This is a genomic window from Amycolatopsis cihanbeyliensis (assembly GCF_006715045.1).
GTDB classification, from domain to species: Bacteria; Actinomycetota; Actinomycetes; order Mycobacteriales; family Pseudonocardiaceae; genus Amycolatopsis; species Amycolatopsis cihanbeyliensis.
In genome coordinates this window covers 2,050,096-2,075,673 of record NZ_VFML01000001.1, presented here as the reverse complement: position 1 = coordinate 2,075,673, position 25,578 = coordinate 2,050,096, and the positions used below count along the sequence as shown (strand labels likewise).

18 protein-coding genes are annotated in these 25,578 nt (G+C 70.8%); 8 read left to right on the top strand and 10 right to left on the bottom strand.

All coding sequences use genetic code 11. The features are described from left to right. Nucleotides 1-29: 29 nt before the first annotated feature. The 4 genes from trpC (at nt 30) to lgt (ending at nt 4,029) form a co-directional block, all read left to right on the top strand. Nucleotides 30-839: an indole-3-glycerol phosphate synthase TrpC gene (gene trpC / locus FB471_RS08980; RefSeq protein WP_141996860.1), complete on the top strand. Its 810-nt coding sequence runs from the start codon at nt 30-32 to the stop codon at nt 837-839. Next, nucleotides 818-2,077 carry a tryptophan synthase subunit beta gene (trpB, locus tag FB471_RS08975; RefSeq protein WP_141996859.1) on the top strand — a complete coding sequence of 420 codons (1,260 nt, stop codon included), beginning with the start codon at nt 818-820 and terminating at the stop codon, nt 2,075-2,077. The genes trpC and trpB overlap by 22 nt, the downstream gene beginning before the upstream one ends. After that, nucleotides 2,074-2,853 carry a tryptophan synthase subunit alpha gene (gene trpA / locus FB471_RS08970; RefSeq protein ID WP_141996858.1) on the top strand — a complete coding sequence of 260 codons (780 nt, stop codon included), beginning with the start codon at nt 2,074-2,076 and terminating at the stop codon, nt 2,851-2,853. Before trpB ends, trpA begins: the two co-directional genes overlap by 4 nt. A gap of 132 nt (nt 2,854-2,985) precedes the next feature. Continuing rightward, nucleotides 2,986-4,029 (top strand): prolipoprotein diacylglyceryl transferase, encoded by a 1,044-nt coding sequence (lgt, locus tag FB471_RS08965; protein ID WP_141996857.1) that lies wholly within the window; start codon nt 2,986-2,988, stop codon nt 4,027-4,029. Nucleotides 4,030-4,033: 4 nt separating this feature from the next. Here lgt and FB471_RS08960 read toward each other — a convergent pair whose 3' ends face one another. From FB471_RS08960 to FB471_RS08920, 9 genes are all read right to left on the bottom strand, one after another. Continuing rightward, nucleotides 4,034-4,828, bottom strand: coding sequence for an ABC transporter ATP-binding protein (locus FB471_RS08960; protein ID WP_141996856.1), 795 nt, complete (start codon nt 4,826-4,828; stop codon nt 4,034-4,036). After that, the gene (locus FB471_RS08955; protein WP_142001685.1) at nt 4,825-5,787 is read right to left on the bottom strand and encodes a FecCD family ABC transporter permease; all 963 of its coding nucleotides are present in this window, start codon (nt 5,785-5,787) and stop codon (nt 4,825-4,827) included. Before FB471_RS08955 ends, FB471_RS08960 begins: the two co-directional genes overlap by 4 nt. 67 nt (nt 5,788-5,854) lie before the next feature. Then, complete coding sequence (locus FB471_RS08950; RefSeq protein WP_141996855.1) at nt 5,855-6,808, bottom strand: ABC transporter substrate-binding protein; 954 nt, start codon at nt 6,806-6,808, stop codon at nt 5,855-5,857. Between the two features lie 101 nt (nt 6,809-6,909). Then, the gene (locus FB471_RS08945; RefSeq protein ID WP_141996854.1) at nt 6,910-8,016 is read right to left on the bottom strand and encodes a LacI family DNA-binding transcriptional regulator; all 1,107 of its coding nucleotides are present in this window, start codon (nt 8,014-8,016) and stop codon (nt 6,910-6,912) included. 268 nt (nt 8,017-8,284) lie between these two features. Then, nucleotides 8,285-9,709 carry a GH1 family beta-glucosidase gene (locus FB471_RS08940; protein ID WP_141996853.1) on the bottom strand — a complete coding sequence of 475 codons (1,425 nt, stop codon included), beginning with the start codon at nt 9,707-9,709 and terminating at the stop codon, nt 8,285-8,287. Further along, nucleotides 9,706-10,575 (bottom strand): carbohydrate ABC transporter permease, encoded by an 870-nt coding sequence (locus FB471_RS08935; protein ID WP_141996852.1) that lies wholly within the window; start codon nt 10,573-10,575, stop codon nt 9,706-9,708. The genes FB471_RS08940 and FB471_RS08935 overlap by 4 nt, the downstream gene beginning before the upstream one ends. An 8-nt stretch (nt 10,576-10,583) precedes the next feature. After that, nucleotides 10,584-11,525 carry a carbohydrate ABC transporter permease gene (locus tag FB471_RS08930; protein ID WP_141996851.1) on the bottom strand — a complete coding sequence of 314 codons (942 nt, stop codon included), beginning with the start codon at nt 11,523-11,525 and terminating at the stop codon, nt 10,584-10,586. Continuing rightward, entirely contained in the window at nt 11,522-12,781 is a 1,260-nt protein-coding gene (locus FB471_RS08925) for an ABC transporter substrate-binding protein (RefSeq protein WP_170220756.1), read from the bottom strand. Before FB471_RS08925 ends, FB471_RS08930 begins: the two co-directional genes overlap by 4 nt. Before the next feature lie 135 nt (nt 12,782-12,916). Then, on the bottom strand, nt 12,917-14,353 hold the full coding sequence (locus FB471_RS08920; protein ID WP_141996849.1) for a carbohydrate-binding protein: 1,437 nt from the start codon (nt 14,351-14,353) through the stop codon (nt 12,917-12,919). Nucleotides 14,354-14,724: 371 nt separating this feature from the next. On the opposite strand from FB471_RS08920, the gene gltB reads away from it, so the two are divergent. The 4 genes from gltB (at nt 14,725) to FB471_RS08900 (ending at nt 23,390) form a co-directional block, all read left to right on the top strand. Further along, nucleotides 14,725-19,293 carry a glutamate synthase large subunit gene (gene gltB / locus FB471_RS08915; protein ID WP_141996848.1) on the top strand — a complete coding sequence of 1,523 codons (4,569 nt, stop codon included), beginning with the start codon at nt 14,725-14,727 and terminating at the stop codon, nt 19,291-19,293. Further along, nucleotides 19,286-20,794: a glutamate synthase subunit beta gene (locus FB471_RS08910; protein ID WP_141996847.1), complete on the top strand. Its 1,509-nt coding sequence runs from the start codon at nt 19,286-19,288 to the stop codon at nt 20,792-20,794. The genes gltB and FB471_RS08910 overlap by 8 nt, the downstream gene beginning before the upstream one ends. A gap of 157 nt (nt 20,795-20,951) precedes the next feature. Beyond that, the gene (locus FB471_RS08905; RefSeq protein ID WP_141996846.1) at nt 20,952-21,899 is read left to right on the top strand and encodes a trypsin-like serine peptidase; all 948 of its coding nucleotides are present in this window, start codon (nt 20,952-20,954) and stop codon (nt 21,897-21,899) included. Nucleotides 21,900-21,992: 93 nt separating this feature from the next. Continuing rightward, the gene (locus tag FB471_RS08900) at nt 21,993-23,390 is read left to right on the top strand and encodes a class II 3-deoxy-7-phosphoheptulonate synthase (protein WP_141996845.1); all 1,398 of its coding nucleotides are present in this window, start codon (nt 21,993-21,995) and stop codon (nt 23,388-23,390) included. Between the two features lie 53 nt (nt 23,391-23,443). On the opposite strand, the gene FB471_RS08895 is transcribed toward FB471_RS08900, so the two are convergent. After that, nucleotides 23,444-25,477: a Stk1 family PASTA domain-containing Ser/Thr kinase gene (locus FB471_RS08895; protein WP_141996844.1), complete on the bottom strand. Its 2,034-nt coding sequence runs from the start codon at nt 25,475-25,477 to the stop codon at nt 23,444-23,446. Between the last annotated feature and the right edge of the window lie 101 nt (nt 25,478-25,578).

Here is a 25,578-nt window from a genome sequence, read left to right as displayed (position 1 = left end):
ATGAACGCGACCGCCGGCGAGGCATGCCGGTGAGCGTTCTCGAAGACATCGTCGCCGACGTACGGGCCGATCTCGCGGAACGGGAGGCGGCCCTGCCGCTCGACGAGCTCAAGCGCCGCGCCGCCGAGGCGCCCCCGCCGCGGGACGCGATGGCGGCTCTGCACGACCCGGCCATCGGCGTCATCGCCGAGGTCAAGCGGCGCAGCCCGTCCAAGGGTGACCTCGCGTCGATCGCCGATCCGGCCGCGCTGGCGAAGGACTACGAGGAGGCCGGCGCCAAGGTGATCAGCGTGCTCACCGAGCAGCGCCGCTTCGGCGGGTCGCTCGCCGACTTCGACGCGGTACGTGCCGTGGTCGATGTTCCCTTGCTGCGCAAGGACTTCATCGTCAGCCCGTACCAGGTGCACGAGGCCAGGATGCACGGCGCGGACATGGTGCTGCTGATCGTGGCGGCGCTCGAGCAGAACGCGCTGGTGTCGTTGCTGGACCGGGTGGAGTCCCTGGGCATGACCGCGCTGGTCGAGGTGCACAACGCCGAGGAGGCCGACCGGGCGCTGGAAGCGGGGGCCCGGGTGATCGGCATCAACGCCCGTAACCTGCACACCCTCGAGGTGGACCGGGACGTCTTCTCCCGGCTGGCCCCCGGCTTGCCGACGGAGGTGCTCAAGATCGCCGAGTCCGGGGTGCGCGGGCCGGGTGACCTGATGGCCTACGCCGGGCACGGCGCGGACGCCGTGCTGGTCGGCGAGGGGCTGGTCGCCTCGGACGACCCGAAGGGCGCGCTGGTGAAACTGGTCACGGCCGGTTCGCATCCGGCATGTCCGAGGCCGAGCCGGTGAGCGAGGACACGCCCGACACGGCGACACCGCACGGCGAGCACGATCCGGACGAGCGCGGCCACTTCGGGCCGTACGGCGGACGGTTCATGCCGGAGGCGCTGATCGGCGCGCTGGACGAACTGGCGGCGGAGTACGACAAGGCACGGATCGACCCGGAGTTCACCGCGGAGTTCGCCCGCCTGCTCTCCGGGTACGCGGGCAGGCCCTCGCTGCTCACCGAGGCACCGCGGTTCGCCGAGCACGCCGGTGGAGCGCGGGTCTTCCTCAAGCGGGAGGATCTCAACCACACCGGATCCCACAAGATCAACAATGTGCTGGGTCAGGCGCTGCTCACCAAGCGCATGGGCAAGAAGCGGGTCATCGCCGAGACCGGTGCCGGGCAGCACGGGGTGGCGACCGCCACCGCCTGCGCCCTGCTCGACCTGGACTGCGTGGTCTACATGGGCGAGGTGGACACCGAGCGGCAGGCGTTGAACGTCGCCAGGATGCGGTTGCTCGGTGCGGAGGTCGTGCCGGTGAACACCGGGTCACGCACGCTCAAGGACGCGATCAACGAGGCGCTGCGGGACTGGGTGACCAATGTGGACACCACGCACTACCTGCTGGGCACCGCGGCGGGCGCGCACCCGTTCCCGGTGATGGTGCGCAACTTCCACAAGGTGATCGGCGAGGAGGCGCGCAGGCAGATCCTGGAGCTCACCGGCAGGCTGCCGGACGCCGTGACGGCCTGCGTCGGGGGCGGCTCCAACGCGATCGGCATCTTCCACGGCTTCATCGACGACCCCGGTGTCCGGCTGATCGGGCTCGAACCCGGCGGCAAGGGCGTGGACAGTGGTGAGCACGGCGCCACGCTGACCGAGGGGACGCCGGGCACCCTGCACGGCGCGCTGTCCTACCTGCTGCAGGACGAGGACGGGCAGACGATCGAGGCGTACTCGATCTCCGCCGGGCTGGACTACCCCGGCGTGGGGCCGGAGCACTCCTGGCTGAAGGACACCGGTCGCGCCGAGTACCGCGCGGTCACCGATGCCGAGGCGATGGATGCGTTCCAGCTGCTGTCCCGCACCGAGGGGATCATCCCGGCGATCGAGTCGGCGCACGCCCTCGCCGGTGCCCTGAAGCTGGGCCGGGAACTCGGTCCCGGCGCGCACATCCTGGTCAGCCTCTCCGGTCGCGGGGACAAGGACGTGGACACCGCCGCCCGGTACTTCGGTCTCGTGGATGAGGAGAAGTTGTGAGCGGGCTGGACGACCTGTTCAAGCAGACTCGCGCGGAGAACCGGGGCGCGCTGGTGGGGTACCTACCCGCCGGATACCCGACCGTCGAGGGCTCCAAGGACCTGCTCGCCGCGATGGTCGACGGCGGGGCCGACCTGGTCGAGGTCGGGGTGCCCTACTCGGACCCGGTGATGGACGGTCCGACCATCCAGGCGGCGGCCGATGCCGCGCTCACCGCGGGTTTCCGGCTGAAGCACCTGTTCGAGGTGGTGGAGTCGGTGTCCGCCCACGGGGGCCGCGCCGTGGTGATGACCTACTGGAATCCGGTGCGCCGCTACGGGGTGGACGCGTTCGCCCGTGATCTGGCCGCGGCCGGTGGCCTCGGCATGATCACCCCGGACCTCACCCCGGACGAGGCGGGGGACTGGCTGGCGGCGTCCACCACGCACGGGCTGGACCGGATCTTCCTGCTCGCTCCCTCCTCCTCGGAGGAGCGGATCGCCTACACCGTGGAGTCCTGCTCGGGCTTCGTCTACGCCACGGCGGTCATGGGGGTCACCGGTGCCAGGGACAGCGTCGGCACGCAGGCGGCCGAGCTGGTGCGTCGCGCGCGGTCTCATACCGAGCTGCCGATCGGCGTCGGCCTCGGCGTCCGTTCGGGCGAGCAGGCCGCCGAGGTCGCCGGCTTCGCCGACGCGGTGATCGTGGGTTCGGCCCTGGTCACCAAGGCCGCCGAGGGCGCGGAGGCCGTGCGTACCCTTTCCGCCGAGCTCGCCGACGGCGTCCGCACCCGCTGAGCAAGAGGCCCTGAACGTGGCGTTCAGGACGTCAGACGTCCCAAACGCCACGTTCGCGACGTTCAACGCTGCGAAAGCCACGTTCAGGGCACCGGGCCGGGGGAGGGTGGCGGAGCGCGCTACGGTGACCCCGTGCATTCCGCGACCGCAGCCTTCCTCGCCAACATCCCGAGCCCCGACCGCGGGGTGTGGCAACTGGGGCCGATCCCGATCCGCGCCTACGCGCTGTGCATCATCGCCGGTATCGTCATCGCGATCTGGTGGGGTGAGCGCCGCTGGATGCAGCGTGGCGGCACCAAGGGCGCCATCATCGACATCGCCGTGTTCGCCGTGCCGTTCGGGCTCATCGGTGGCCGCCTGTACCACGTCATCACCGACTACCAGCTCTACTTCGGCGAGGGCAGGAACCCGCTCGACGCACTGAAGATCTGGGACGGCGGGCTCGGTATCTGGGGTGCGATCGCGCTCGGTGGGGTCGGTGCGTGGATCGCCTGCCGCCGGAAGGGAATCCCGCTGCCCGCCGTGGCCGACGCGGTCGCCCCCGGCATCGTGGTCGCGCAGGCCGTGGGCAGGCTGGGCAACTACTTCAACCAGGAACTCTACGGCCGGGAGACCGATGTCCCGTGGGGCCTGGAGATCTACCCGCGGGTGGACCCGTCGACCGGGCTGAGCGACCCGATCGGCGGCGTGGCGCTGGATACCGTGGAGAAGGTCGTGCACCCCACCTTCCTCTACGAGTTGCTGTGGAACCTCGGCGTCGCCCTGCTGGTGGTGTGGGCCGACCGCCGGTTCCGGCTCGGGCACGGCCGGGCGTTCGCGCTGTACGTGGCGGGCTACACCGCCGGCCGGTTCTGGATCGAGCTGATGCGCGCCGACACCGCCAACCACATTCTCGGGCTGCGGGTGAACGTCTGGGCCTCGATCCTGGTGTTCGCCGGCGCGGTGCTCTACATCGTGCTCGCCGCGAAGCGTGGGCCCAGGGAGGCCCCGGAGACCCTGCGGGACCGTGGCACCGAGGACGACGGCGGCGGCACCGCGGCCCAGCCGGATCCCGACGACACCGCCGGGGAGACCCCCGAAGCCACGGAAGCCGGGAAGGCCGAGGAAGCCGACCCGTCCCCGGACTCCGGCGAGACCCCCTCCACCGAGGAACGCAAGGTCGAACCCGGCCAGTAACCACTCACCGCGGCGGGGGACGGGTGGGGGCGACGACCAGGTTGCCGTGGGTCGAGGTGAGGACCTCGACGGTGGCGTCGTAGTGCCGGGCGAGCCGCTCGGCGGTGACCACCTCGGACGCGGGACCCGCCGCGACGACCTCGCCACCGTCCAGCAGCAGCACCTGGTTCGCGTACTGCGCGGCGAAGGTGAGGTCGTGCAGGGTGGAGACCACGGTGATGCCGTCCTCGCGACGGAGCCGGTCGACCAGCTCGAGCAGCGCCTGCGCGTGCCCGACGTCCAGCCCGGTGGTCGGTTCGTCGAGCAGCAGCAGCCTGGTGCGCTGCGCGAGCACCCTGGCCAGTACCGCCCGCTGCCGCTCGCCACCGGACAGCGTGCCCAACGACCTGCCCGCCAGGCCGTCCAGGTCCAGCCTCGACAGCACTTCCTCCACAATGGACAGATCGCGGGAGCTTTCCCGCGCGAGGGTGCCCAGGTGCGGGGTGCGGCCGAGCAGGACGTAGTCGGTGACGGTGAGCCCTTCCGGTAGTGCGGGATCCTGCGGCGCGTAGCCCACCTCGCGGGCCTTCTCCCTGCGGGACATCGAGCTCCCCGGCGTGCCATGCAGCTCGATGGTGCCCGCGGCCGCGACCAGCCCGGCCACCGCCTTGAGCAGGGTCGACTTGCCCGACCCGTTCGGCCCGACGATCGCCAGCCAGCCGCCCTGGGCCACCTCCGCCGAGACGTCGTGCACCACCCGCCGACCCTCGTACCCCGCACCGACCCCGCGCAGCCGGAGCGCGCTGACTGTGGCGTTCATGGCATGCGGGTCCTCGTGGTGCGCAGGATGAGCAGGAAGAAGGGGGCGCCGGCGAAGGCCGTGACCACGCCCAGCGGCAGCTCGCCGGGCAGCACGGTGCTCGCGATGTGATCGGCCACGATCAGGAAGACCGCGCCACCGATCAGGGACAGTGGCACGATCACCCGGTAGCTCGCGCCCGCCAGCAGCCGCACCAGGTGCGGCACCACGATGCCGACGAAGCCGATCAGCCCGCTCACCGCCACCGCGGCGGCGGTGGCCAGCGAGGCCGCCGCGAGCAGCAGCAGCCGTACCCGGCCGGGCCGGACGCCGAGCGAGGACGCCTCCGCGTCCCCGAGGGTCAGCACGTCCAGCAGGCGGGCGCACAGGCAGAGCACCACGGCCGCGGTCGCCACGTACGGCAGCGCCAGCAGTACCTCCCGCCAGCCGCTGACGTTCAGCCCGCCGAGCATCCAGGTGTACACCTGCCGGATCGTCTCGGTGTTGAGCTGCTGCACGAAGGTCTGCACGGCGGTGAGAAACGCGGCGACCGCCACCCCGGCCAGTAGCAGCGTCGCGGTGCCGGTACCGCCGGAGGACCGGCCGAGCAGCCAGCTCAGCCCCACGCCGAGCAACGCACCGGCGAACGCGGCGATCGGCAGCGGCCCGACGATCCAGTCGGTGGTGGCGGGCGCGAGGACCACCACGATGGTGGCCGCCATCCCGGCCCCCGCGGCGGCACCGAGCAGGTACGGATCGGCGAGCGGGTTGCGGAAGACGCCCTGGAACGCCGCCCCGGAACTGGCCAGCGCCGCCCCGACCAGGCCGGCCAGCAGCACCCTCGGCACCCGGAGCTGCCAGACGATCGCCGCCTCCCGCTCGGAAAGCGGGGAGGTGCCGCCGGTCAGCTGGGCCGCGATCTCGGCGAGTACCCGCCGCCAGCCGAGGTCGCTCGCGCCCACCAGCACGGTCGCCAGCATGACGAGGACCAGGACCAGCAGGCCGATGACGACCGTGCGAGGTCGCAGCGAGGTGGTGCGGGACAAGCTACTCGCTCGTCCCGGCCACCGCGGTGGTCACCGCCTCGGACACGGCACGGGCGAAGTCGACGACCCGCGGGCTCCACCGGGAGGCGATGTCGTCATTCAGCTCCACCACCCGGCCCTCCCGTACGGCGGTCAGCGTGTCCCAGCCGGGCCGCTGCGCGACGGTCTCGGCGTTCTGCCCGCAGCACACGGTGTCGGCCAGGAAGATCAGGTCCGGGTCCGCCCGCAGGATCGTCTCGGCGGAAAGCTGCGGGTACCCGCCCGCGGCGTTCGGGTCGTCGCCGTCGGCGATGTTGGTCAGCCCGAACCGGTCGTACACCTGCCCGATGAAGGTGGTCGAGGTCACGCTGTAGAAGGTCTCGTCCACCTCGTGGTAGTAGGTGAGCGGCTGCTCGGGTTCCGGCGTGTCCGCGACGATCTTGGCCAGGTCCTCCCGGGTCCGGCGCGCCAGGTCCTCGCCCTCGGCCCGGTGCCCGGTGGCCGTGCCGAGCAGCTCGAACTGCCGGTACGCGGCGTCCAGGGTGGCCGCGGCCGGCAGCACCAGCGTCTTCGTTCCGGTCGGGGCCAGCGCGTCGGCCAGCTTGTTCTCCAGGTCGGCGTTGACCACGACCAGATCGGGTTGGTGCGCGAGGATGGCCTCCGGGTCGGGGTTCAACCCGGACAGCTCCGTGGTCGGTGCCTGCTCGGGGTGGTTCGAGACCGCGTCGACCGCCACCACCTGCGCACCGGCTCCCACCGCGTACAGCGTCTCGGTGGCGACCGGGGACAGCGACACGATCCGCTCCGGCCGGGTCTCCAGGGTGACCGCGGGGGCTCCCTCCGCCTGCACCTCCACCGGGAAGGCCCCGGAGTCGTCACCCTCGGTACCGGCGGGCTCCTCGCGGTCGGCGCAACCGGCCAGGGCGAGGACGCCGAGCAGGAGCAGCGTGGCGAGCGTGGGGCGAGGGTGCGGCATGGTGGAACCTCGGCTGGTCGGCCGGCCCGGCCCGGGATACGGGCTCGATACCGGTGCGCGGGCTGGTCGGCGGCCTGCTGACCAGCACGAGAACGCTACCACTACGCCGAGTCACGCTGGATGAGTCGCGTGGGCAAGACCACGGGCTCCCCGCCACGCTGCCCGCTGATCTGGGTGAGCAGCAGTTCGGTCATGATCCGCGCCTGCTCCACCACCGGCTGGTGCACGGTGGTCAGCGGGGGTTCGGTGTGCTGCGCCGGTTCGATGTCGTCGTAGCCGACCACGGCCACATCCTCCGGGACCCGCCGCCCGGCCGCGCGCAGCGCGCGTAGCGCCCCGATCGCCATCAGGTCGTTGGCCGCGAACACCCCGTCCAGCTCGGGTTCCCGCTCCAGCAGTCCGGCCATGGCAGCCTGCCCGGACTCCCGGGTGAACTCACCATAGGCGACCGTCCCTTCCGGCAGCCCGGCGGCGGCCAGCACCCGCCGGAAGCCGGTGAGCCGGTCGGCGGCCGCGGTCATGTCCGCCGGCCCCGCGATGGTGGCGATGCGCCGCCTACCCGCGGCGAGCAGCCGCTCGGTCGCGAGCTGCGCGCCGCCGGGGTTGTCCACGTCCACGTAGCACAGGCCGGGTACCGGTGCGGCCGGCCTGCCGCCGACCACGGTGGGTACGCCGGCGCCGAGCAGCAGCCCGGGCAGCGGGTCCTCACCGTGCATGGACGCCAGCAGCACCCCGTCGACGTGCCCGCTGCGCACGTAGTCCGCCACCCGCGCGTGCTCGTCGTCGTTACGCGCGTTCACCAGCACGAGCTGCACGCCGGTGCCGGTGAGGGCCTGGCTGGTGGCGACGATGATGTTCGCCAGGTACGGGTCGGCGAGCACGGTCGCATCCGGCTCCCTGATCACCAGCGCGACCGAGTCGGTCCGCCGCATCACCAGGCTGCGCGCGGCGCGGTTGGGCACGTACCCCACCCGCGCGATGGCCTGCTCGACGAGGCCCTTGACCTCGGGCGAAACCCGGGGAGACCCGTTGATCACCCGGGAGACCGTGGCGCGGGACACCCCGGCCTCGGCGGCCACGGTGTCCAGCGTCGGCTGCTGCCGCGTCAGATGTGCCTCCCCCTCTGCCAGTGCTTGTGTGGAGACGCGCGGCACGACCGGCTCGGCGGGGTTCGGAGTTCGATCGCGGTCGTCACTTCCGCGGGTCATGCTCGCTCCTCCGCGGCTCCGCGCACGTCCGCGACCGTGTCGACGGGGCGCCCGGCACGACCCGGAGCATGGCCACCAGGGCACGCGCCCCGCCGCCCCGACAGCGGGGCCTCCGGCCGAGGGCGCGCCCTGCGGTCACCGTGACCGCCGCGGGTTGACCCAGGGGGTGTCATACGCCCCGCCTCGCCGCTCGCGGGCTCCGCCGAGCGCGCGTTCCTCCGCTCGTCACCGTAGGTCCGAGCGGCTTTCGGACGCTCTGTCACGCCTGTCACGCCTCCCCCGGCAGGCCCCCTCGCGGGTCGATGCCGTTCGTGCTGATCACCTCCCGGTACCAGCGCGCGCTGTCCTTCGGGCTGCGCCGCTGGCTCGGGTAGTCCACGTGGACGATGCCGAACCGCTTCGAATACCCGTAGGCCCACTCGAAGTTGTCCAGCAACGACCATACGAAGTATCCCCGAAGGTCGACCCCGGACTCGATGGCCTCGTGTGCCACGGCGAGATGGTCGCGCAGGTAGGCGATGCGGTCGGGGTCCGCGATCCCGCCCTCCGGGCTCGGCGTGTCGTCGAAGGCCGCGCCGTTCTCGGTGATCATCAGGGGCAGGCTGGGGTACTCGCGGTGCACGCGGCGCAGCACTGCCAGCAGCCCGCCCGCGTCGATGGTCCACCCCATGGCGGTGGCCGGCCCCGGTTTGCTGAGGAACCGGACGTGTTCCGAACCCGGCCACGCCGAGGGCTCCGGTTCGGGTTCGGACCCCGCGTCCACCACGGTCGGGCTGTAGTAGTTGATGCCGAGCAGGTCGATCGGGGCCGCGATGGTCCGCTCGTCCCCTGGCCGCAGGAAGCCCCAGTCGGTGAGCGCGGCGGTGTCCTGCCGCACGTCGGCGGGGTAGTGCCCGCGCAGCAGCGGATCGAGGAACAACCGGTTGGCCAGCCCGTCGATCCGGCGCACCGCGTCCTGCGCGCCCTCGCCCGCCGAGCCCGGTGTCACCGCGCACAGGTTCAGCGTGATCGAGATCCGCGCCGTGGCGGGCAGCGCGGAGCGCAGCACCTCGGTGCCGAGGCCGTGCGCGAGCAGCAGGTGGTGCGCGGCCCGCAGGGCCAGCCCGCCGTCGGTCCTTCCCGGCGCGTGCACCCCGGAGGAATAGCCGAGGAAAGCCGAGCACCACGGCTCGTTCAGCGTCGTCCACAAGGGGATCCGGTCACCGAGCCTGGCCGCCACGACGGCCGCGTACTCGGCGAACCAGGACGCGGTGTCCCGTGCGGCCCAGCCGCCCCCGTCCTCCAGCTCCTGCGGCAGGTCCCAGTGGTACAGGGTGAGCACCGGGGTGATGTCGTGGCTCAGCAACTCGTCCACCAGTCGCTCGTAGTGGTCCAGGCCGGCCTCGTTGACCGGGCCGCGACCGCCTGGCCGCACCCGCGGCCAGGACACCGAGAACCGGTACGCCTCCAGCCCGAGCTCGGCCATCAGCGCGACATCGGCGCGGAACCGGTGGTAGTGATCGGTGGCGATGTCCCCGTTGTCCCCGCCGGCCACCTTCCCCGGCGTGTGCGCGAAAGTGTCCCAAATGGACATGCCGCGCCCGTCCGCGGTCGCCGCTCCCTCGATCTGGTAGGCGGCCGTGGCGGCGCCCCAGACGAAACCGTTCGGGAACACCAGCCGTGCGGCCCGCTCGTGAGTGGTCCCGGTGGTCATCCCTTCACCGCACCTTGCATGATTCCTCCAATGATCTGTCGGCCCAGTAGCAGGAACACGATCAACATCGGGAAGGTGGCGATCACCGTCCCGGCGAGTACGAGTGAGTAGTCCACCTCGATACCGCTCGAGGTGTTCGCGATGGCGACCTGCACCGTGGGGTTCTGCGTGTTCAGCAGGATGAGCGGCCAGAACAGGTCGTTCCAGTACATGATGAAGGTGAGCAGGCCCAGTACCGCCGCACCCGGCCGGGCGATCGGCAGCACGATGTTCCAGTACATCCGGAACGTGCTCGCGCCGTCCGCCCTGCCGGCCTCGAGCAGCTCGCCGGGGACGGCTGAGGTCAGGTACTGGCGCATGAAGAACACGCCGAACGCGCTGACCAGGGTGGGCACGATGACCCCGCGCAGGTCGTTGGCCCAGCCGAACCACTGGGTGACCATGATGTACAGCGGGACGATCGCGAGCTGTGGTGGCACCAGCATGGTCGCCACCACCACGGTGAACAACGCGTTCCGGCCGCGGAAGCGGAGCTTGGCGAAGGCGAAACCGGCCAGGGTCGAGGTGAACACCACCGACACGGTGATCGTGCCCGCGACGATGGTCGAGTTGGCCAGCGCGACGCCGAAGTTGCCCTGCTGGTAAGCGGCCGAGAGGTTGTCCCACAGGCTGCCGCCCGGTACCAGCGGCGGCGGGTACCTGCCGACCGCGGACTGGTCCCGCGAGGAGACCACAATGGACCAGTACAGCGGGAACACCGACAGCAGCAGGATCGCGCCCAGCGCGGCGTAGGCGGGCCACCTGGCACGGTGCACGTCGGCCTTGCGCCCGCGGGCCGACTGCGGGATGGACTCGGTGACGGTCATCCGCCCCCCTACTCCGTCGACCTGATCCGGCGGACCAGCAGGAAGTTGATCAGTGCGATCACCACGGTGATCAGGAAAAGGGTCCAGGCGATCGCCGCGCCGTACCCGTACTGCCCGTTGGACCAGAACTGCTGGTACAGGTACAGCACCACGGTCTGGAACTGCCGCTCGGACCCGCCGTTGTTGTTCCGGGTGGTGTCGAAAAGGAACGGTTCGGCGAACAGTTGCAGCGCCCCGATCGTGGAGACGATCACGGTGAAGATGATCGTCGGGCGCAGGCTCGGGACGGTGATGTGCCAGAACTGCCGCCAGCGGCTGGCGCCGTCGATCGCGGCCGACTCGTACAGCTCGTACGGGATCGTCTGCATGGCCGCCAGGTAGATCAGCGCGTTGTAGCCGGTCCAGTGCCAGGTCACCATGACCGAGACCGCGACCCAGGAGGCCAGCGTGCTGGCCCGCCAGTCGATCGGTGTGCCCCCGGTGAACGGCTGGAGCAGCCAGTTCAGCAGGCCGAAGTCGCGGGCGAAGATCTGGTTGAAGATCAGCGCCACGGCCGCCACCGAGGTGATGTAGGGAACCAGCACACCCATCCGGAAGAACAACCGCCCGCGCAGCCGGTAGTTCAGCAGGTGCGCGATGCCCAGCGCCAGCAGTAGCTGCGGCACGGTGGACAGCAGGCCGATGCCGAAGGTGTTGATCAGCGCGTTGTGGAAGTTCTCGTCGCCGAGCAGGTCCCCGTAGTTGCCGAGACCCACCGAGGAGTCCTCGCTGCCAGGGCGGCGCGGGCTCCACGCGGTGGTGGACAGCAGCGCCGTGTAGGCCAGCGGCAGCAGGCCGAACACCCCGAACAGTACGAAGAACGGCGTGATGTAGAGGTACGGCGAGCCTTTCAGATCGAACCGGTGCAGCCGGGTTCGGATCGAGGAGCCGGCCTGCCGCCGAAGGGTCATCCGGTGCCCGCCGCGGACCGGATGTCACTCATCGCCTGCTGCCACGCCTCCTTCGGGTCGGTGCCCTGCTCCACGCTGTTCAGCGCGTCGGAGAAGGTGTTGCCGATGACCCCGCTCTGCGGCCCGACCACCTGCACCGGCGCCTCGGCGAGGGACTCCGGGAAGATCTCGCCCGCGGGCGCGTCGTTGAAGAACGGCGAGGAGTACTCGGCCACCGCCGGGTCGTCCCAGGTGCTGCGCTGGCTGGGGAAGTTACCGATCTCCTGGAAGATCGTGATGCTCTGCTCCGGCGCGGTGAGCCACTTCGCGAGCTCGGTGGCCGCCTCGGTGTGCTCGCCCTGCGCGGGCACGGTGACATAGGAGCCGCCCCAGTTCCCCGAGCCGCCGGGGATGGTGGCGATGTCCCACTTCCCGCTGGTGCCACCGGCGTTGGCCTGGATGTAGCCCATCATCCAGGCGGGGCAGGTGACCGTGGCGAACTGGCCCTGCTGGAAACCGGTGTTCCACTCCGGGGAGAACTCCGGCAGCGCCGCGGACTGGCCTGCCTGGATCGCCCGCACGCTCAGGTCCCAGGCCGCCCGCACGGCCGGGTTGCTCTCCACGATGAGGTCGCCCGCCTCGTTGTAGAAGGTGCGTTCCTCGTTGCCGAGGACCCCGGTGAGTACGTGCCCGCCGGCGTCGAACCACTTCACGTCGCCGCCGGAGGAGGCGAGGAACTCGTCACCGGCCTCGACGTAGTCCTGCCAGGTCGGCCACAGCTTGCTCACCTCGTCCCGGTCGGTCGGCAGCCCGGCCTCGGCGAACAGGTCGGTGCGGTAGCACATGGCCAGCCCGCCCACGTCGGTCGGCAGCCCGATCAGCGCGTTCCCGTCCGGCGTGGACGCTCGCTGGATGACGGCGTCGGTCCACTGGGCGGGGTCGACGCCCTTGTCGAGGAAGTCGACGAACTTGTCCTGCTGCCCGATGAAGCCCGCGATCTGCCCGACCTCGATCAGCTCGAGGTCCGCGGTACCGCTGCCCGCGGTCAGCCGGGCCTGCAGGTTCTGGTGGTGGGTGCCGAACTCGCCCCGGTTCTCCACGATCTCGATGTCCGGGTTGAGCCGCTCGTACTCGTCGTAGATCGACCTGTTCTCCGGCAGCGAGAAGCTGTCGCCGAAGACGTTGATGGTCAGCGTGGTGACGCCGTCCGCGGAATCGTCCGATCCGCCGCCACAGGCCGCGAGCACCAGGGCGCTCGCGGCCAGCGTGGCAGTCAAGGCGTGCCTTGTCCTGCGCATCTTTCCCTCTCGATGGGTTGTGTCAGTGCTTGTCGCGATGTGTGCGCGGCCTTCGGCCACGGGCGCGCTCTGCGGTCACCTGGGTGCCGCCGCGCCGTCTCGCAACACGCTCTCTCAGTGCTTGAAGGTGAACCAGTCGACGTTGACGAAGTCGGCAGGCTGCCCGCTGGCGAAGGTCAGGTAGACGTCGTGTACCCCGGTGACCGGGTCGATGTTGGCCGGCACCTCGCGCCAGCTCTGCCAGCCACCGGTGTCGCCGATGGCGAAGCTGCCGACCGGCGTGCCGCTGAGGCTGTCCAGCCGGACCTCGACCAGGCCGCTCACCCCGCCGGCGGCCCCGGAGGCCGCGCGGGCCACGAACTGCCGCGCGGGGGTGTCGCCGAAGTCGATGTCCTCGTACCGCGCCCAGTCACCGTTCGCCGCCGAGCCGATGTGCGAGCCGTAGGTGTTCAACCCGGACTGTTGCTGGAAATCCTCGGCCTGCAGGGTGGAGTAGGCGTCCCCGCCGCCGGGCGGGTCGCCGGGATCGCCGGGGTCGCCGCTGCCACCGTGGGTCCAGACCGCCACATAGTCGACCACCATCGGGTGGCCGGGCACGGTCTCGGCGGTCGGGGTCTGGAACCCGGCGACGCCGTCCGGGAACGCGCCACCCATCGCGACGTTCAGCAGGATGAAGTACCCGGCGTGGCTGGTCATCTGGTTCCAGGTGTCCGCGGGCAGCTGGTCCTGGCGCACGCTGTGGTACTGCTGGCCGTCCACGTACCAGCGCAGCTCACCCACGGATCCGCTGCTGTCCCATTCGAACCGGTAGTCGTGGAACGCGGACTGGCAGCTCGCGCCGGGGCAGGTACGGCTGGCGCCGATGCCGTTGTTCTCGTTGCACGGGCCGCCGGGCGCGGTTCCACAGTGGAGTACCGCCCACACCTGGTTCATGCCGTTGACGTTCTCCATGATGTCGAACTCGCCGATACCGGGCCAGTTCCAGTAGTTACCGCGGTAGGGCGAGCCGAGTGCCCAGAAGGCGGGCCAGTAGCCGAGCGCGGCCGAACCGGTGACGTTCGGCATCTGGAGGCGGCCCTCGATCCGCAGCACCCCGCCGTCCGGCGGCCGGAAGTCGGCCCGCTGCGTCTCGATCCGGGCCGAGGTCCAGTTGCCCGCGCCGTCCCGGCGCGGGGTGATCCGCAGGTTGCCGGAGCCGTCCAGGCTGATGTTGGAGGGGTCGTCGGTGTGCCGGGCGATCTCGCCGGTGCCCCAGTTCGCGGGGCCGCCGGGGTAGTTGTGCCCGAGGTCGAAGATCCAGTTGTCGGAGGAGGGCAGGGACCCGGCCGGACCGGTGAAGTCGTCGCTCCATTCCAGGGTCCAACCGGGGTCCGGCGGCGGCACCGAGGCCTGCGCCGATGGTGCCGCGAGCGGGACGGTGACCAGCAGCGCGGCGATGGCCGTGGCCGCGCCCAGCCGCCTGCGCCTGGTGGGTGGTGCGGGTGTGTGCGGGGGAGGTGTGTGCAGGGAAGAGGTGTGCAGGGGAAATGTGTGCAGGGGAGAGGTGGGCATGGTGGTGACCTCCTTGTCACGCCCAAGCCGGACGAAAGATTTTACTGCGCTATAGGAAAGCGCTCTCACGCTCGGATGTCAACGCCCCGGCCGGTGTTGATGTTGCTCGGGGACGCGCGCGGGGCGGCCGGGGCCCGGGATGGGCGGGCAGGGCCGGGTTGCCGTGCCGGTATGCTGAGGGAACCTAATCACTCGGATCCCATCAGGAACGTCGTCGTTCCCAGCAGCCAGATCGTTACCACTCAACCGGTTGATTTCGGGCGGCAAACGGGTGCTGTCATGTTTCCGGGGTGTTAAAGTCGCGCTCACGACCGGGCCATCGTCGTCCCGTGCGCAGCACGAACGAGGCACGACGACGAAGGAGGTCCCGAATGATCTTCTCCGCCATCCCAGACCGGAACGGTCTCTACGATCCCCGTACCGAACAGGACTCCTGCGGTGTCGCCATGGTCGCCGACATCCGCGGCCGGCGCTCGCACCGCATCGTCACCGACGGCCTCGCCGCGCTGACCAACCTGGACCACCGTGGCGCGGCGGGAGCCGAGCCGACCAGCGGCGACGGCGCGGGCATCCTGCTACAGCTACCCGATGAGCTGCTGCGCGCGGAGGTGGACTTCGCCTTGCCGGAGCCCGGCCGGTACGCGGCGGGGCTGGTCTTCCTGCCCACCGACGCCGAGCACCGGCACAAGGCCGTCGAGATGGTGGAGCGGATCGCCGAGGAGGAGAACCTGGATGTCCTCGGCTGGCGGGAGGTACCCACCGATGTGGACGCCGCCGGGATCGGGCCGACGGCGCGGTCGGTGCTGCCGCATTTCGCGATGGTGTTCCTCGCCGGTGCGGCGGATGCCGCCGGGAACCGGGCGGCGGGCCTCGACCTGGACCGGAGGGCGTTCTGCCTGCGCAAGCGGGCCGAGCATGCCAGCAGGAACCGGGCGCAGGACGAGACCGAGGGAATCTACTTCCCCTCGCTGTCCGCGCGCACCATCGTCTACAAGGGGATGCTCACCCCCGAGCAGCTACCCGCGTTCTTCACCGATCTCGCCGACGAGCGGCTGGCCAGCGCGATCGCGCTGGTACACAGCCGGTTCTCCACCAACACCTTCCCTTCCTGGCCGCTGGCGCACCCCTTCCGGTTCGTCGCGCACAACGGCGAGATCAACACCATCCGCGGGAACCGCAACCGGATGCGGTCGCGGGAGGCACTGCTGGACACCGGGCTGATCCCCGGTGACCTCACCCGGCTGTACCCGGTGTGCGCACCGGACGTGTCCGACTCGGCCTCCTTCGACGAGGTGCTCGAGCTGCTGCACCTCGGCGGGCGCAGCCTGCCGCACTCGGTGCTGATGATGATCCCGGAGGCGTGGGAGAACCACGCGACCATGGACCCCGCGCGCCGGGCTTTCTACCAGTTCCACGCCGGCCTGATGGAGCCGTGGGACGGGCCCGCCTGTGTCACTTTCAGCGACGGCACCCTGGTCGGTGCGGTGCTCGACCGCAACGGCCTCCGCCCGGCGCGCTGGTGGCGCACCGCGGACGACCGGGTGGTGCTGGCCAGTGAGGCCGGCGTGCTGGACATCCCACCGGCGCGGGTGGTGGCCAAGGGCAGGTTGAAGCCGGGCCGGATGTTCCTTGTGGACACCGATGCGGGCCGGATCGTGGACGACGACGAGATCAAGTCGGGGCTGGCCGCCGAGTCGCCCTACGCCGAGTGGCTGCATGCCGGCCTGCTCAGCCTCGCCGAGCTGCCCGACCGGGACCATGTCGTGCAGACGCATGCCTCGGTGCTGCGCAGGCAGCTCGCCTTCGGCTACACCGAGGAGGAGCTGAAGATCCTGCTGGGGCCGATGGCCTCGGCGGGGGCGGAGCCGATCGGGTCGATGGGAACCGACACGCCACCCGCGCCGCTTTCGGTGCGTTCCCGGTTGCTGTACGACTACTTCAAGCAGAACTTCGCCCAGGTGACCAACCCGCCGCTGGACGCGATCCGGGAGGAGCTGGTCACCTCGATGAGCCGGATCATGGGCCCCGAGCAGAACCTGCTCGGTCCGGGACCGGCCTCCTGCCGGCATATCCAGTTGCCCTACCCGGTCATCGACAACGACGAGCTGGCCAAGCTCATCCACATCAACGACGACGGTGACCTTCCCGGCTTCTCCTGCACCGTCCTTTCCGGACTGTACGAGGTGGACGGCGGCGCGCGGGCGTTGGCCGAGGCCATCGAGCGGGTGCGGCGGGAGGCGTCCGAGGCCATCGCGGCCGGGGCGCGCACACTGGTGCTCTCCGACCGCGACTCCGACCACCGGATGGCGCCGATCCCCTCGCTGCTACTGGTGTCCGCGGTGCACCACCACCTGGTGCGCACCAAGGAGCGGCTGCGGGTCGCGCTGGTGGTGGAGAGCGGAGACGCCCGCGAGGTGCACCATATCGCGCTGCTGCTGGGATACGGCGCGGCCGCGGTCAACCCGTACCTGGCCTTCGAGACCATCGAGGACCTGATCGTACAGGGTGCGATCACCGGTACCGAGCCGGCGAAGGCCATCCGCAACTACGTGCAGGCACTGGTCAAGGGTGTCCTCAAGATCATGTCGAAGATGGGCATCTCCACCGTGGGCGCCTACACCGCGGCGCAGGTGTTCGAGTCCTTCGGCCTGTCCCAGGACCTGCTGGACGAGTACTTCACCGGCACCAGCTCGAAGCTCGGCGGGGTCGGGCTCGAGGTGCTCGCCGAGGAGGTCGCGATCCGGCACCGGCGCGCCTACCCGGACAACCCCACCGCGCGGGTGCACCGCGGGCTGGAGGCCGGCGGGGAGTACGCCTACCGTCGGGAGGGCGAGCTGCACCTGTTCACCCCGGAGACGGTGTTCCTGCTGCAGCACGCCAGCAAGACCCGGCGAGACGAGGTCTACCGGTCCTATGCGGACGAAGTGCACCGGCTGAACCGGGAGGGCGGCGCTCTGCGCGGGATGTTCTCCTTCCGGGACGCGGGCAGGGAACCGGTTCCGGTCGAGGAGGTCGAGTCAGTCGACTCGATCTGCCGGCGGTTCAACACCGGCGCGATGTCCTACGGCTCCATCTCGATGGAGGCGCACCAGACGTTGGCCATCGCGATGAACCAGATCGGTGGCCGGTCCAACACCGGCGAGGGCGGCGAGGACGCCGAGCGGCTGTACGATCCCGAACGGCGCAGCTCGATCAAGCAGGTCGCGAGTGGACGGTTCGGGGTGACCAGCGAGTACCTGGTGCACGCCGACGACATCCAGATCAAGATGGCCCAGGGCGCCAAACCGGGCGAGGGCGGGCAGCTCCCGCCGAACAAGGTGTACCCGTGGATCGCGCGCACCCGGCACTCCACGCCGGGCGTCGGGCTGATCTCCCCGCCACCGCACCACGACATCTACTCGATCGAGGACCTGGCGCAGCTCATCCACGACCTGAAGAACGCCAACGAGCGCGCGCGGATCAGCGTCAAGCTGGTCAGCTCGCTCGGGGTCGGCACGGTCGCCGCCGGGGTGTCCAAGGCACACGCCGACGCGGTGCTCATCTCCGGGCACGACGGCGGTACCGGTGCGTCCCCGATGAACTCGCTCAAGCATGCCGGGACGCCGTGGGAGATCGGCCTCGCCGAGACCCAGCAGACCCTGCTGCTGAACGGGTTGCGGGACCGGATCGTGGTGCAGGTGGACGGCGGCATGAAGACCGGCCGTGACGTGGTGGTCGCCGCCCTGCTGGGCGCCGAGGAGTACGGTTTCGCCACCGCCCCGCTGATCGTGGCCGGGTGCGTGATGATGCGGGTGTGTCACCTGGACACCTGCCCGGTGGGGGTGGCCACGCAGAGCCCCGAGCTGCGCAAGCGCTACACCGGCCAGGCCGAGCACGTGGTCAACTACTTCCGGTTCGTGGCGCAGGAGGTGCGGGAGATCCTTGCCGAGCTGGGCTTCCGCTCGCTGGACGAGGCGATCGGGCGGGCCGACGCGCTGGACACCGACGAGGCGGTCCAGCACTGGAAGGCAAGTGGGCTCGACCTGGAGCCGGTGTTCACCATGCCCGCGAACACCCCGTACGGGGGGTCCCGGCGCAGGGTGCGCGAGCAGGACCACGGGCTCGAGCACGCGCTGGACCGCACCCTGATCCAGCTCGCCGAGGCCGCGCTGGAGGACGCGCACCGGGTGAACATCGAGCTGCCGGTGCGCAACGTGAACCGGACCGTGGGCACCCTGCTCGGTTCGGAGATCACCCGCCGCTACGGCAGTTCGGGCCTGCCGCCGGACACGATCCGGGTGACGCTCACCGGGTCGGCCGGGCAGTCCCTCGGTGCCTTCCTGCCCGCGGGGATCACCCTGGACCTGGTCGGGGACGCCAACGACTACGTCGGAAAGGGGCTCTCCGGCGGACGGATCATCGTCCAGCCGGCGGTGGACGCGGCCTTCGCCGCGGAACGGCAGGTCATCGCGGGCAACACCATCGCCTACGGGGCGACCGGCGGGGAGCTGTTCCTGCGCGGCCAGGTCGGGGAGCGGTTCTGCGTGCGCAACTCGGGCGCCCTTGCCGTCGCGGAGGGCGTCGGCGACCACGCCTTCGAGTACATGACCGGCGGCCGGGCGGTGGTGCTCGGGCCGACCGGCCGCAACCTCGCGGCCGGGATGTCCGGCGGGGTGGCCTACGTGCTGGACCTGGACCGGGCCCGGGTGAACGACGCCATGGTGGAACTGCAGGACCCCGACTCGGCGGACCTCGCCTGGTTGAAGGATGTCGTCCGGCGGCACCACGACGCGACCGGTTCGGCCGTCGCGGCCTCGCTGCTCGGGGACTGGCCGCGCCGCTCGGCCTCCTTCACCAAGGTCATGCCGCGCGACTACCAGCGCGCGCTGGCCGCCGCGCGGGCGGCGCGTGCGGCGGGCCGCGACGTCGACGAGGCGATGATGGAGGCGGCTCGTGGCTGATCCGACCGGTTTTCTCAGCTACGAACGCCAGGAGCCGCCGAAGCGGCCGAAGGACGAGCGGGTGCACGACTGGCAGGAGGTCTATGCCGACCTCGGCCAGGACGAGCGCAACGAGCAGGTGCGGGTGCAGGCCGCCCGGTGCATGGACTGCGGTGTCCCGTTCTGCCATTCCGGAAGCGCGGGCTGCCCGCTGGGCAACCTGATTCCGGAGTGGAACGACCTGGTGCGTCGCGGCGACTGGGCTGCGGCGAGCGAACGGCTGCACGCCACGAACAACTTCCCCGAGTTCACCGGGAAGCTGTGCCCCGCGCCGTGCGAGGCCGGTTGCGTGCTCTCCATCTCCCCGCTGGCCGGCGGGCCGGTGGCGATCAAGCGGGTCGAGGCCACCATTGCCGACCAGTCCTGGGAAGCGGGCCACGTGCGCCCGCAGTCCGCCACGGTGGCCACCGGGCAACGGGTGGCCGTGGTCGGTTCCGGTCCGGCCGGGCTGGCCGCGGCGCAGCAGCTGACCAGGGCGGGGCACGAGGTCACCGTGTTCGAACGGGACGACCGGCTCGGCGGGCTGCTGCGGTACGGCATCCCCGAGTTCAAGATGGAGAAGAAGGTGCTGGACCGCAGGCTGGCGCAGCTGCGGAAGGAAGGCACCACCTTCGTGACACACTGCGAGGTGGGCGTCGACCTGACGGTGGAGGAGCTGCGCGAGCGCTTCGACGCGGTGGTGCTTGCCGTGGGTGCGCTGCGCGGGCGGGACGACACCAGCACGCCCGGCAGGGAACTCGCCGGTGTGCACCTGGCCATGGAGCACCTGGTGCCGGCCAACAAGCAGTGCGAGGGCGACGGGCCCACCACGATCGATGCCGCCGGCAAGCATGTGGTGATCATCGGGGGCGGGGACACCGGGGCGGACTGCTACGGCACCGCGACCCGGCAGGGCGCGCTCTCGGTCACCCAGCTCGACCAGTACCCGCTTCCACCGTCCACAAGGGATGATGAGCGATCGCCGTGGCCGACCTGGCCGTACATCCTGCGCACCTACCCGGTGCACGAGGAGAAGGGTGAGCGCAGGTTCGCGGTGGCGGTCAAGCGGTTCGTCGGCGACGAGCACGGCCGGCTGCGGGCGATCGCACTGCAACGGGTGCGGGTCGGCCGGAACCGGGAGACCGGGCGCCGCGAGGTCGTGCCGGTCAGTGACGAGGTGGAGGAGATCCCCGCCGATCTGGTGCTGCTGGCCATCGGGTTCGAGGGCGTGGAGCGGATGCGCCTGCTCGACGACCTCGAGCTCCCGCTGAGCCCGCGGGGCACGCTGTCCTGCGGGCCGGACTGGCAGACCTCGGCACCGGGCGTCTTCGTGTGCGGGGACGCGCACCGGGGTGCCTCGCTGATCGTGTGGGCGATCGCGGAGGGCCGTTCGGTCGCGCACGCGGTCGACTCGTATCTCACCGGAGCCTCGGAGCTTCCGGCGCCCGTGCATCCCACCGCCCTGCCACTCGCCGCGATCTGACTGCGCCTTCCGGAGCACGGGTTCTGCGGCCGAACAGCGTATTGAACATTGTGTAGCCGGTCGATTACCGTCGAAATCCTAGTTACTGGCGCGACGACAATTCACTTGATCCCTGCTAAGCCGCCGGATGCGGTTCGGCGGTGAGAGGTGAGGCGTCATGAAGCGATACCTTTCCCGGCCCGGAGCGTTACTGGCGGCGGCCGCGCTGGCCCTGACCGCGTCCACCGTTCCCGCCGCCGCGGACACCACCGCCGTGCGGCACCTGGCGGGACCGGCACAGGCGGTGACCGACTTCTGGACCCCGGAACGGATGGCCTCCGCCGTCCCGCTGGACCCGCCGCTGGCCACGCCGCGGGCCGCCGGTGCCGCGGGAGCCACCGTGGCCGCGGGGGCGCCCACGGTGGTGCCGCCGAGTGTGGCGACCTTCCCGACCACGGGCGAGCCGTGGGCGGGCGGCGGCGCGGTGGCCCAGACCGCGGGCCGGGTGTTCTTCACCATGGACGGGCGCGCGGCTTCCTGTAGTGGGGACGCCGTCACCAGCGGTAACCGCAGCGTGGCGCTGACGGCCGGGCACTGCGTCAAGTACCAGGGCACCTGGCACACAGACTGGATCTTCGTCCCCGGTTACGACGACGGGCAGGCACCCTTCGGCGAATGGGTGGCGAAGGCCACGCTGACCACCCCGCAGTGGGAGGCGAGCGAGGACATCAACCACGACGTGGGCGCGGCCGTGGTGGAGCCGCTGGACGGGCGGAGCCTCACCGACGTGGTCGGCGGTCAGGGTGTGGCCTTCAATCAGCAGCGTGACCAGGACATGTATGCCTTCGGCTACCCCGCGGCCGACCCGTACGACGGGAGCACGCTGATCCACTGCAGCGGGAGCACCTTCACCGACTTCCTGCTCAGCTCCGATCACGGCATGAGCTGTGACATGACCGGCGGGTCCAGCGGCGGGCCGTGGTTCCTGCGGTTCGACGAGGCGACCGGGCTCGGGGTGCAGAGCTCGGTGAACAGCTTCGGCTACACCTTCCTGCCCGGCTACCTGTTCGGCCCCTACTTCGGCGCCGAGGCCCAGGAGCTGTACGAGCGGGCGGCTGCCATGTAACCGCGGCAGTCCACCAGCGGGCGGCGGGGATGTCCATGCCGCATTCACTTTTTCCAGTCGGCTCACAGGGCCGGGCCATGGAGCCCTATCCTGATGGTCGTGAACTGGACAGTGGACGTCCCCGTCGACACCCTTCCCGAGCTGCCGCCGCTGCCTCCCGAGCTGCGCACCTGTCTCGATGACGCGCTGACCCGGCCCGCCGCGCAGCAGCCCGAATGGCCGGATGAGACGGCGACCAAGCAAGTCCGTGCGGTGCTGGAGAGTGTGCCACCGGTCACAGTGCCCGCGGAGATCGACCGACTCCGGGAACGGCTGGCCATGGTGGCCAGGGGCGAGGCGTTCCTGCTGCAGGGCGGCGACTGCGCCGAGACCTTCGAGTCCAATACCGAGCCGCACATCCGGGCGAACCTGCGCACCCTGCTGCAGATGGCGGTGGTACTGACCTACGGGGCCAGCCTTCCGGTGGTCAAGGTGGGCCGGATCGCGGGCCAGTACGCCAAACCGCGGTCGAACAGCACCGACGCGCTCGGCCTGCCGGTGTACCGGGGAGACATCGTCAACTCGCTGGCCGCGGACCCGGAGGCGCGGGTGCCGAACCCGGCCAGGATGATCCGCGCCTACGCCAACGCGGGCGCGGCGATGAACCTGGTGCGCGCGCTCACCGGAGCCGGGATGGCCGACCTGCACCAGGTGCACGACTGGAACAAGGACTTCGTGCTGAGCTCCCCGGCCGGGGAGCGGTACGAGGCGCTGGCCAGCGAGATCGATCGCGGGCTGCGGTTCATGTCGGCCTGCGGGGTGACCGACACCTCACTGCACTCCACCGAGATCTTCGCCAGCCACGAGGCGCTGCTGCTGGACTACGAGCGTGCCATGCTGCGGCTGGACAACGCCGACGCGGCCAGCCCGAAGCTGTACAACCTGTCCTCGCACTTCCTCTGGATCGGCGAGCGCACCCGCCAGTTGGACGGCGCGCACATCGCCTTCGCCGAGCTGCTGGCCAACCCGATCGGGGTGAAGATCGGCCCGACCACGACCCCGGAGCAGGCCGTGGAGTACGTGCAACGGCTGGATCCGCGCAAGGAGCCGGGCCGGCTGACGCTGATCGCCCGGATGGGCAACAGCAAGGTGCGTGACGTTCTACCGTCCATTGTGGAAAAGGTGGAGGGCTCGGGGCACCAGGTGATCTGGCAGTGCGACCCGATGCACGGCAACACCCACGAGTCCTCCAACGGGTACAAGACCCGGCACTTCGACCGGATCGTGGACGAGGTCCAGGGCTTCTTCGAGGTGCACCACGAGCTCGGCACCTACCCGGGCGGGATCCACGTCGAGCTCACCGGGGAGGACGTCACCGAGTGTCTCGGCGGCGCCCAGGACATCTCCGATCTCGACCTCTCCGGCCGGTACGAGACCGCGTGCGACCCCCGGCTGAACACCCAGCAGTCGCTCGAGCTGGCCTTCCTGGTCGCGGAGATGCTCCGGGCCTGAACCGGGTGAACACGGCCGTGCACCGCGGCACCGCCAACGGCGGGCCGGCCGGCTCACGGCAGTGTCCGCATCCGCACCTTGCTGCCGGTTTTCACCAGCTTGCCGGGGTTCGGTTCCTGCTGGACCACGATGCCGAACCGGTCGTCATCGTCGTCGTCGCCCCGGCCGTTGCCCCGGCCCTGGAAGCGCGGTTCCAGGCCGGATTCGGACAGCAGGCGCACCGCGTCCTGGATCGACCTGCCGACCACCGAGGGCACCCGCACCGAGTTCGAGACGAACACGCCGACCCGCTTCGTGCCGACGGCGCCCGCGGCGGGATCGGTCCTGGTGACCTTGCCGGCCTCGATCTCCTTGGAGAACTCCTCCCCGGCTTCGAACGGTTCGAACCCGGCCGCCCGCAGTTCCTGGAACGCCTGCTCCTTGCTCTTGCCCTGCACAGTGGGTACCGGTGTCGGCGGTGGGCCCTTGGAGACGCCGATGGTGACCGGATCGCCGATGTTGGCCGGGGTACCCGGCTGGGGTGACACCGACAGCACCGCCCCCTCGGGCACCGTGGCGCTGAAGTCGTCGGCGTTCGGGTCGCGTCGTGGCTCCAGTTGGACGTCCCGGATCGCCTGCTCGGCCCGGGCCACACTGGTCCCGGGGTCGATGCTGGGCACCGTCGGCTTCCCGGCGGAGACCACCACGCGCACCTTGTCGCCGATCAGCGCGTCGGTGCCGGCCGCGGGCTCGGTGCGGATCACCGTGCCGCTCGCCGCCGTGTTGTGCCGCTCCTGTACCACCTGCGGGACCAGTTCCGCCGCGCGCAGCTTCCGCTCGGCCAGGTCCTGCTGCGCCCCCGCCACCTGCGGTACGGCGACCCACCTTCCGCCGTTGAACCACCAGACGGCGGTGCCGATCCCACCGGCGAGCAGCAGGGCGACGACCACCCCGATCGCGATCAACCGCTTGCGCCGCCGCTGTGCCTCGGCGAGGTCGGGATGTTCCTGGATCGGCGGTTGCTGCTCGCCGTCCGCCGGTGCCTGCCGCGGGGGCATGGCGGGCGGCGGAGCCGTCCGGGACAGCGCCCGCGTGCCCCGTGGTCCCGGGGAATCGGGCCGCACGGCGGGGATCGCGGGCACGGTCCGCTCGGCGTCCGGCACGCTCGGCACGTTGACCACGGTGTCCGGCTCGGGAGCCTCGGGTGCCGCCGGGACGGGTACCGGGACCGGGGCGATCCCGAGCTCGGTCCGCACCTGGTTCAGCTCCTGCAGGAACGCACCCGCGTCCTGGGGCCGTTCCTGCGGATCCCTGCGGGTGGCCCGCAGCACCAGCTCGTCCAGCGCGGGCGGGATACCGGGGCGCGCGGTGCTCGGCGCCGGCACGTCGTCGTTCACGTGCCGGTAGGCCACCGACAGCGCGGTGTCCCCCGTGTACGGCGCGTGCCCGGTGAGCATCTCGTAGAGCAGGATCCCCGCGGAGTACACATCGCCGGGCGCACTGGTCTGCCCGGTGGCGACCTGTTCGGGGGAGAGGTAGGCCACCGTGCCGAGAATGACGCTCGAGCTGGTGGTGCCCGCGCTGGCGACGGCCCGTACCAGGCCGAAGTCGCCGACCTTGACGGTGCCGTTCCCGCCCTGGCCGCGGCCGATCAGCACGTTCTCCGGCTTGACGTCCCGGTGCACCAGCCCGGCGGTGTGCGCGGCGGCGAGCGCGGACAGCACCGGCTCGGCGATGCTCAGCGCCAGGTGGATGTCCAGCGCGCCCTCGGCATCGAGCAGATCGCGCAGGGTGCCGCCGTCGACAAGCTCCATCACCAGGAAGGCGCGGGTGTACTCCCCGTCCCCGGGGTCCACCCCCTGGTCGTGCACGGCGACCACGTTCGGGTGATGCAGGCGCGCGGCGGCGCGGGCCTCCAGTTCGAAGCGATCGACGAAGGACCGGTCCTCGGCGAACTGCCGGTCCATGATCTTGATCGCGACCGGCCGGTCCAACCGGGTGTCCACGCCGCGGTGGACCGAGGACATGCCGCCGCGTGCGAGCAGCTTGTCCACTCGGTAACGCCGATCGAGCAATGCCCCGGTCAAGGTGGGCTCCGTGCGTGTCACGTCGCCAAATCCTACGGATGGTCCGGTAGATGTGGGTGAGGTACCGGAGTTGGGTCGTGTTTGCCGAGGGTACTGTGCCGGTAGATGCCAATCCAACCGAA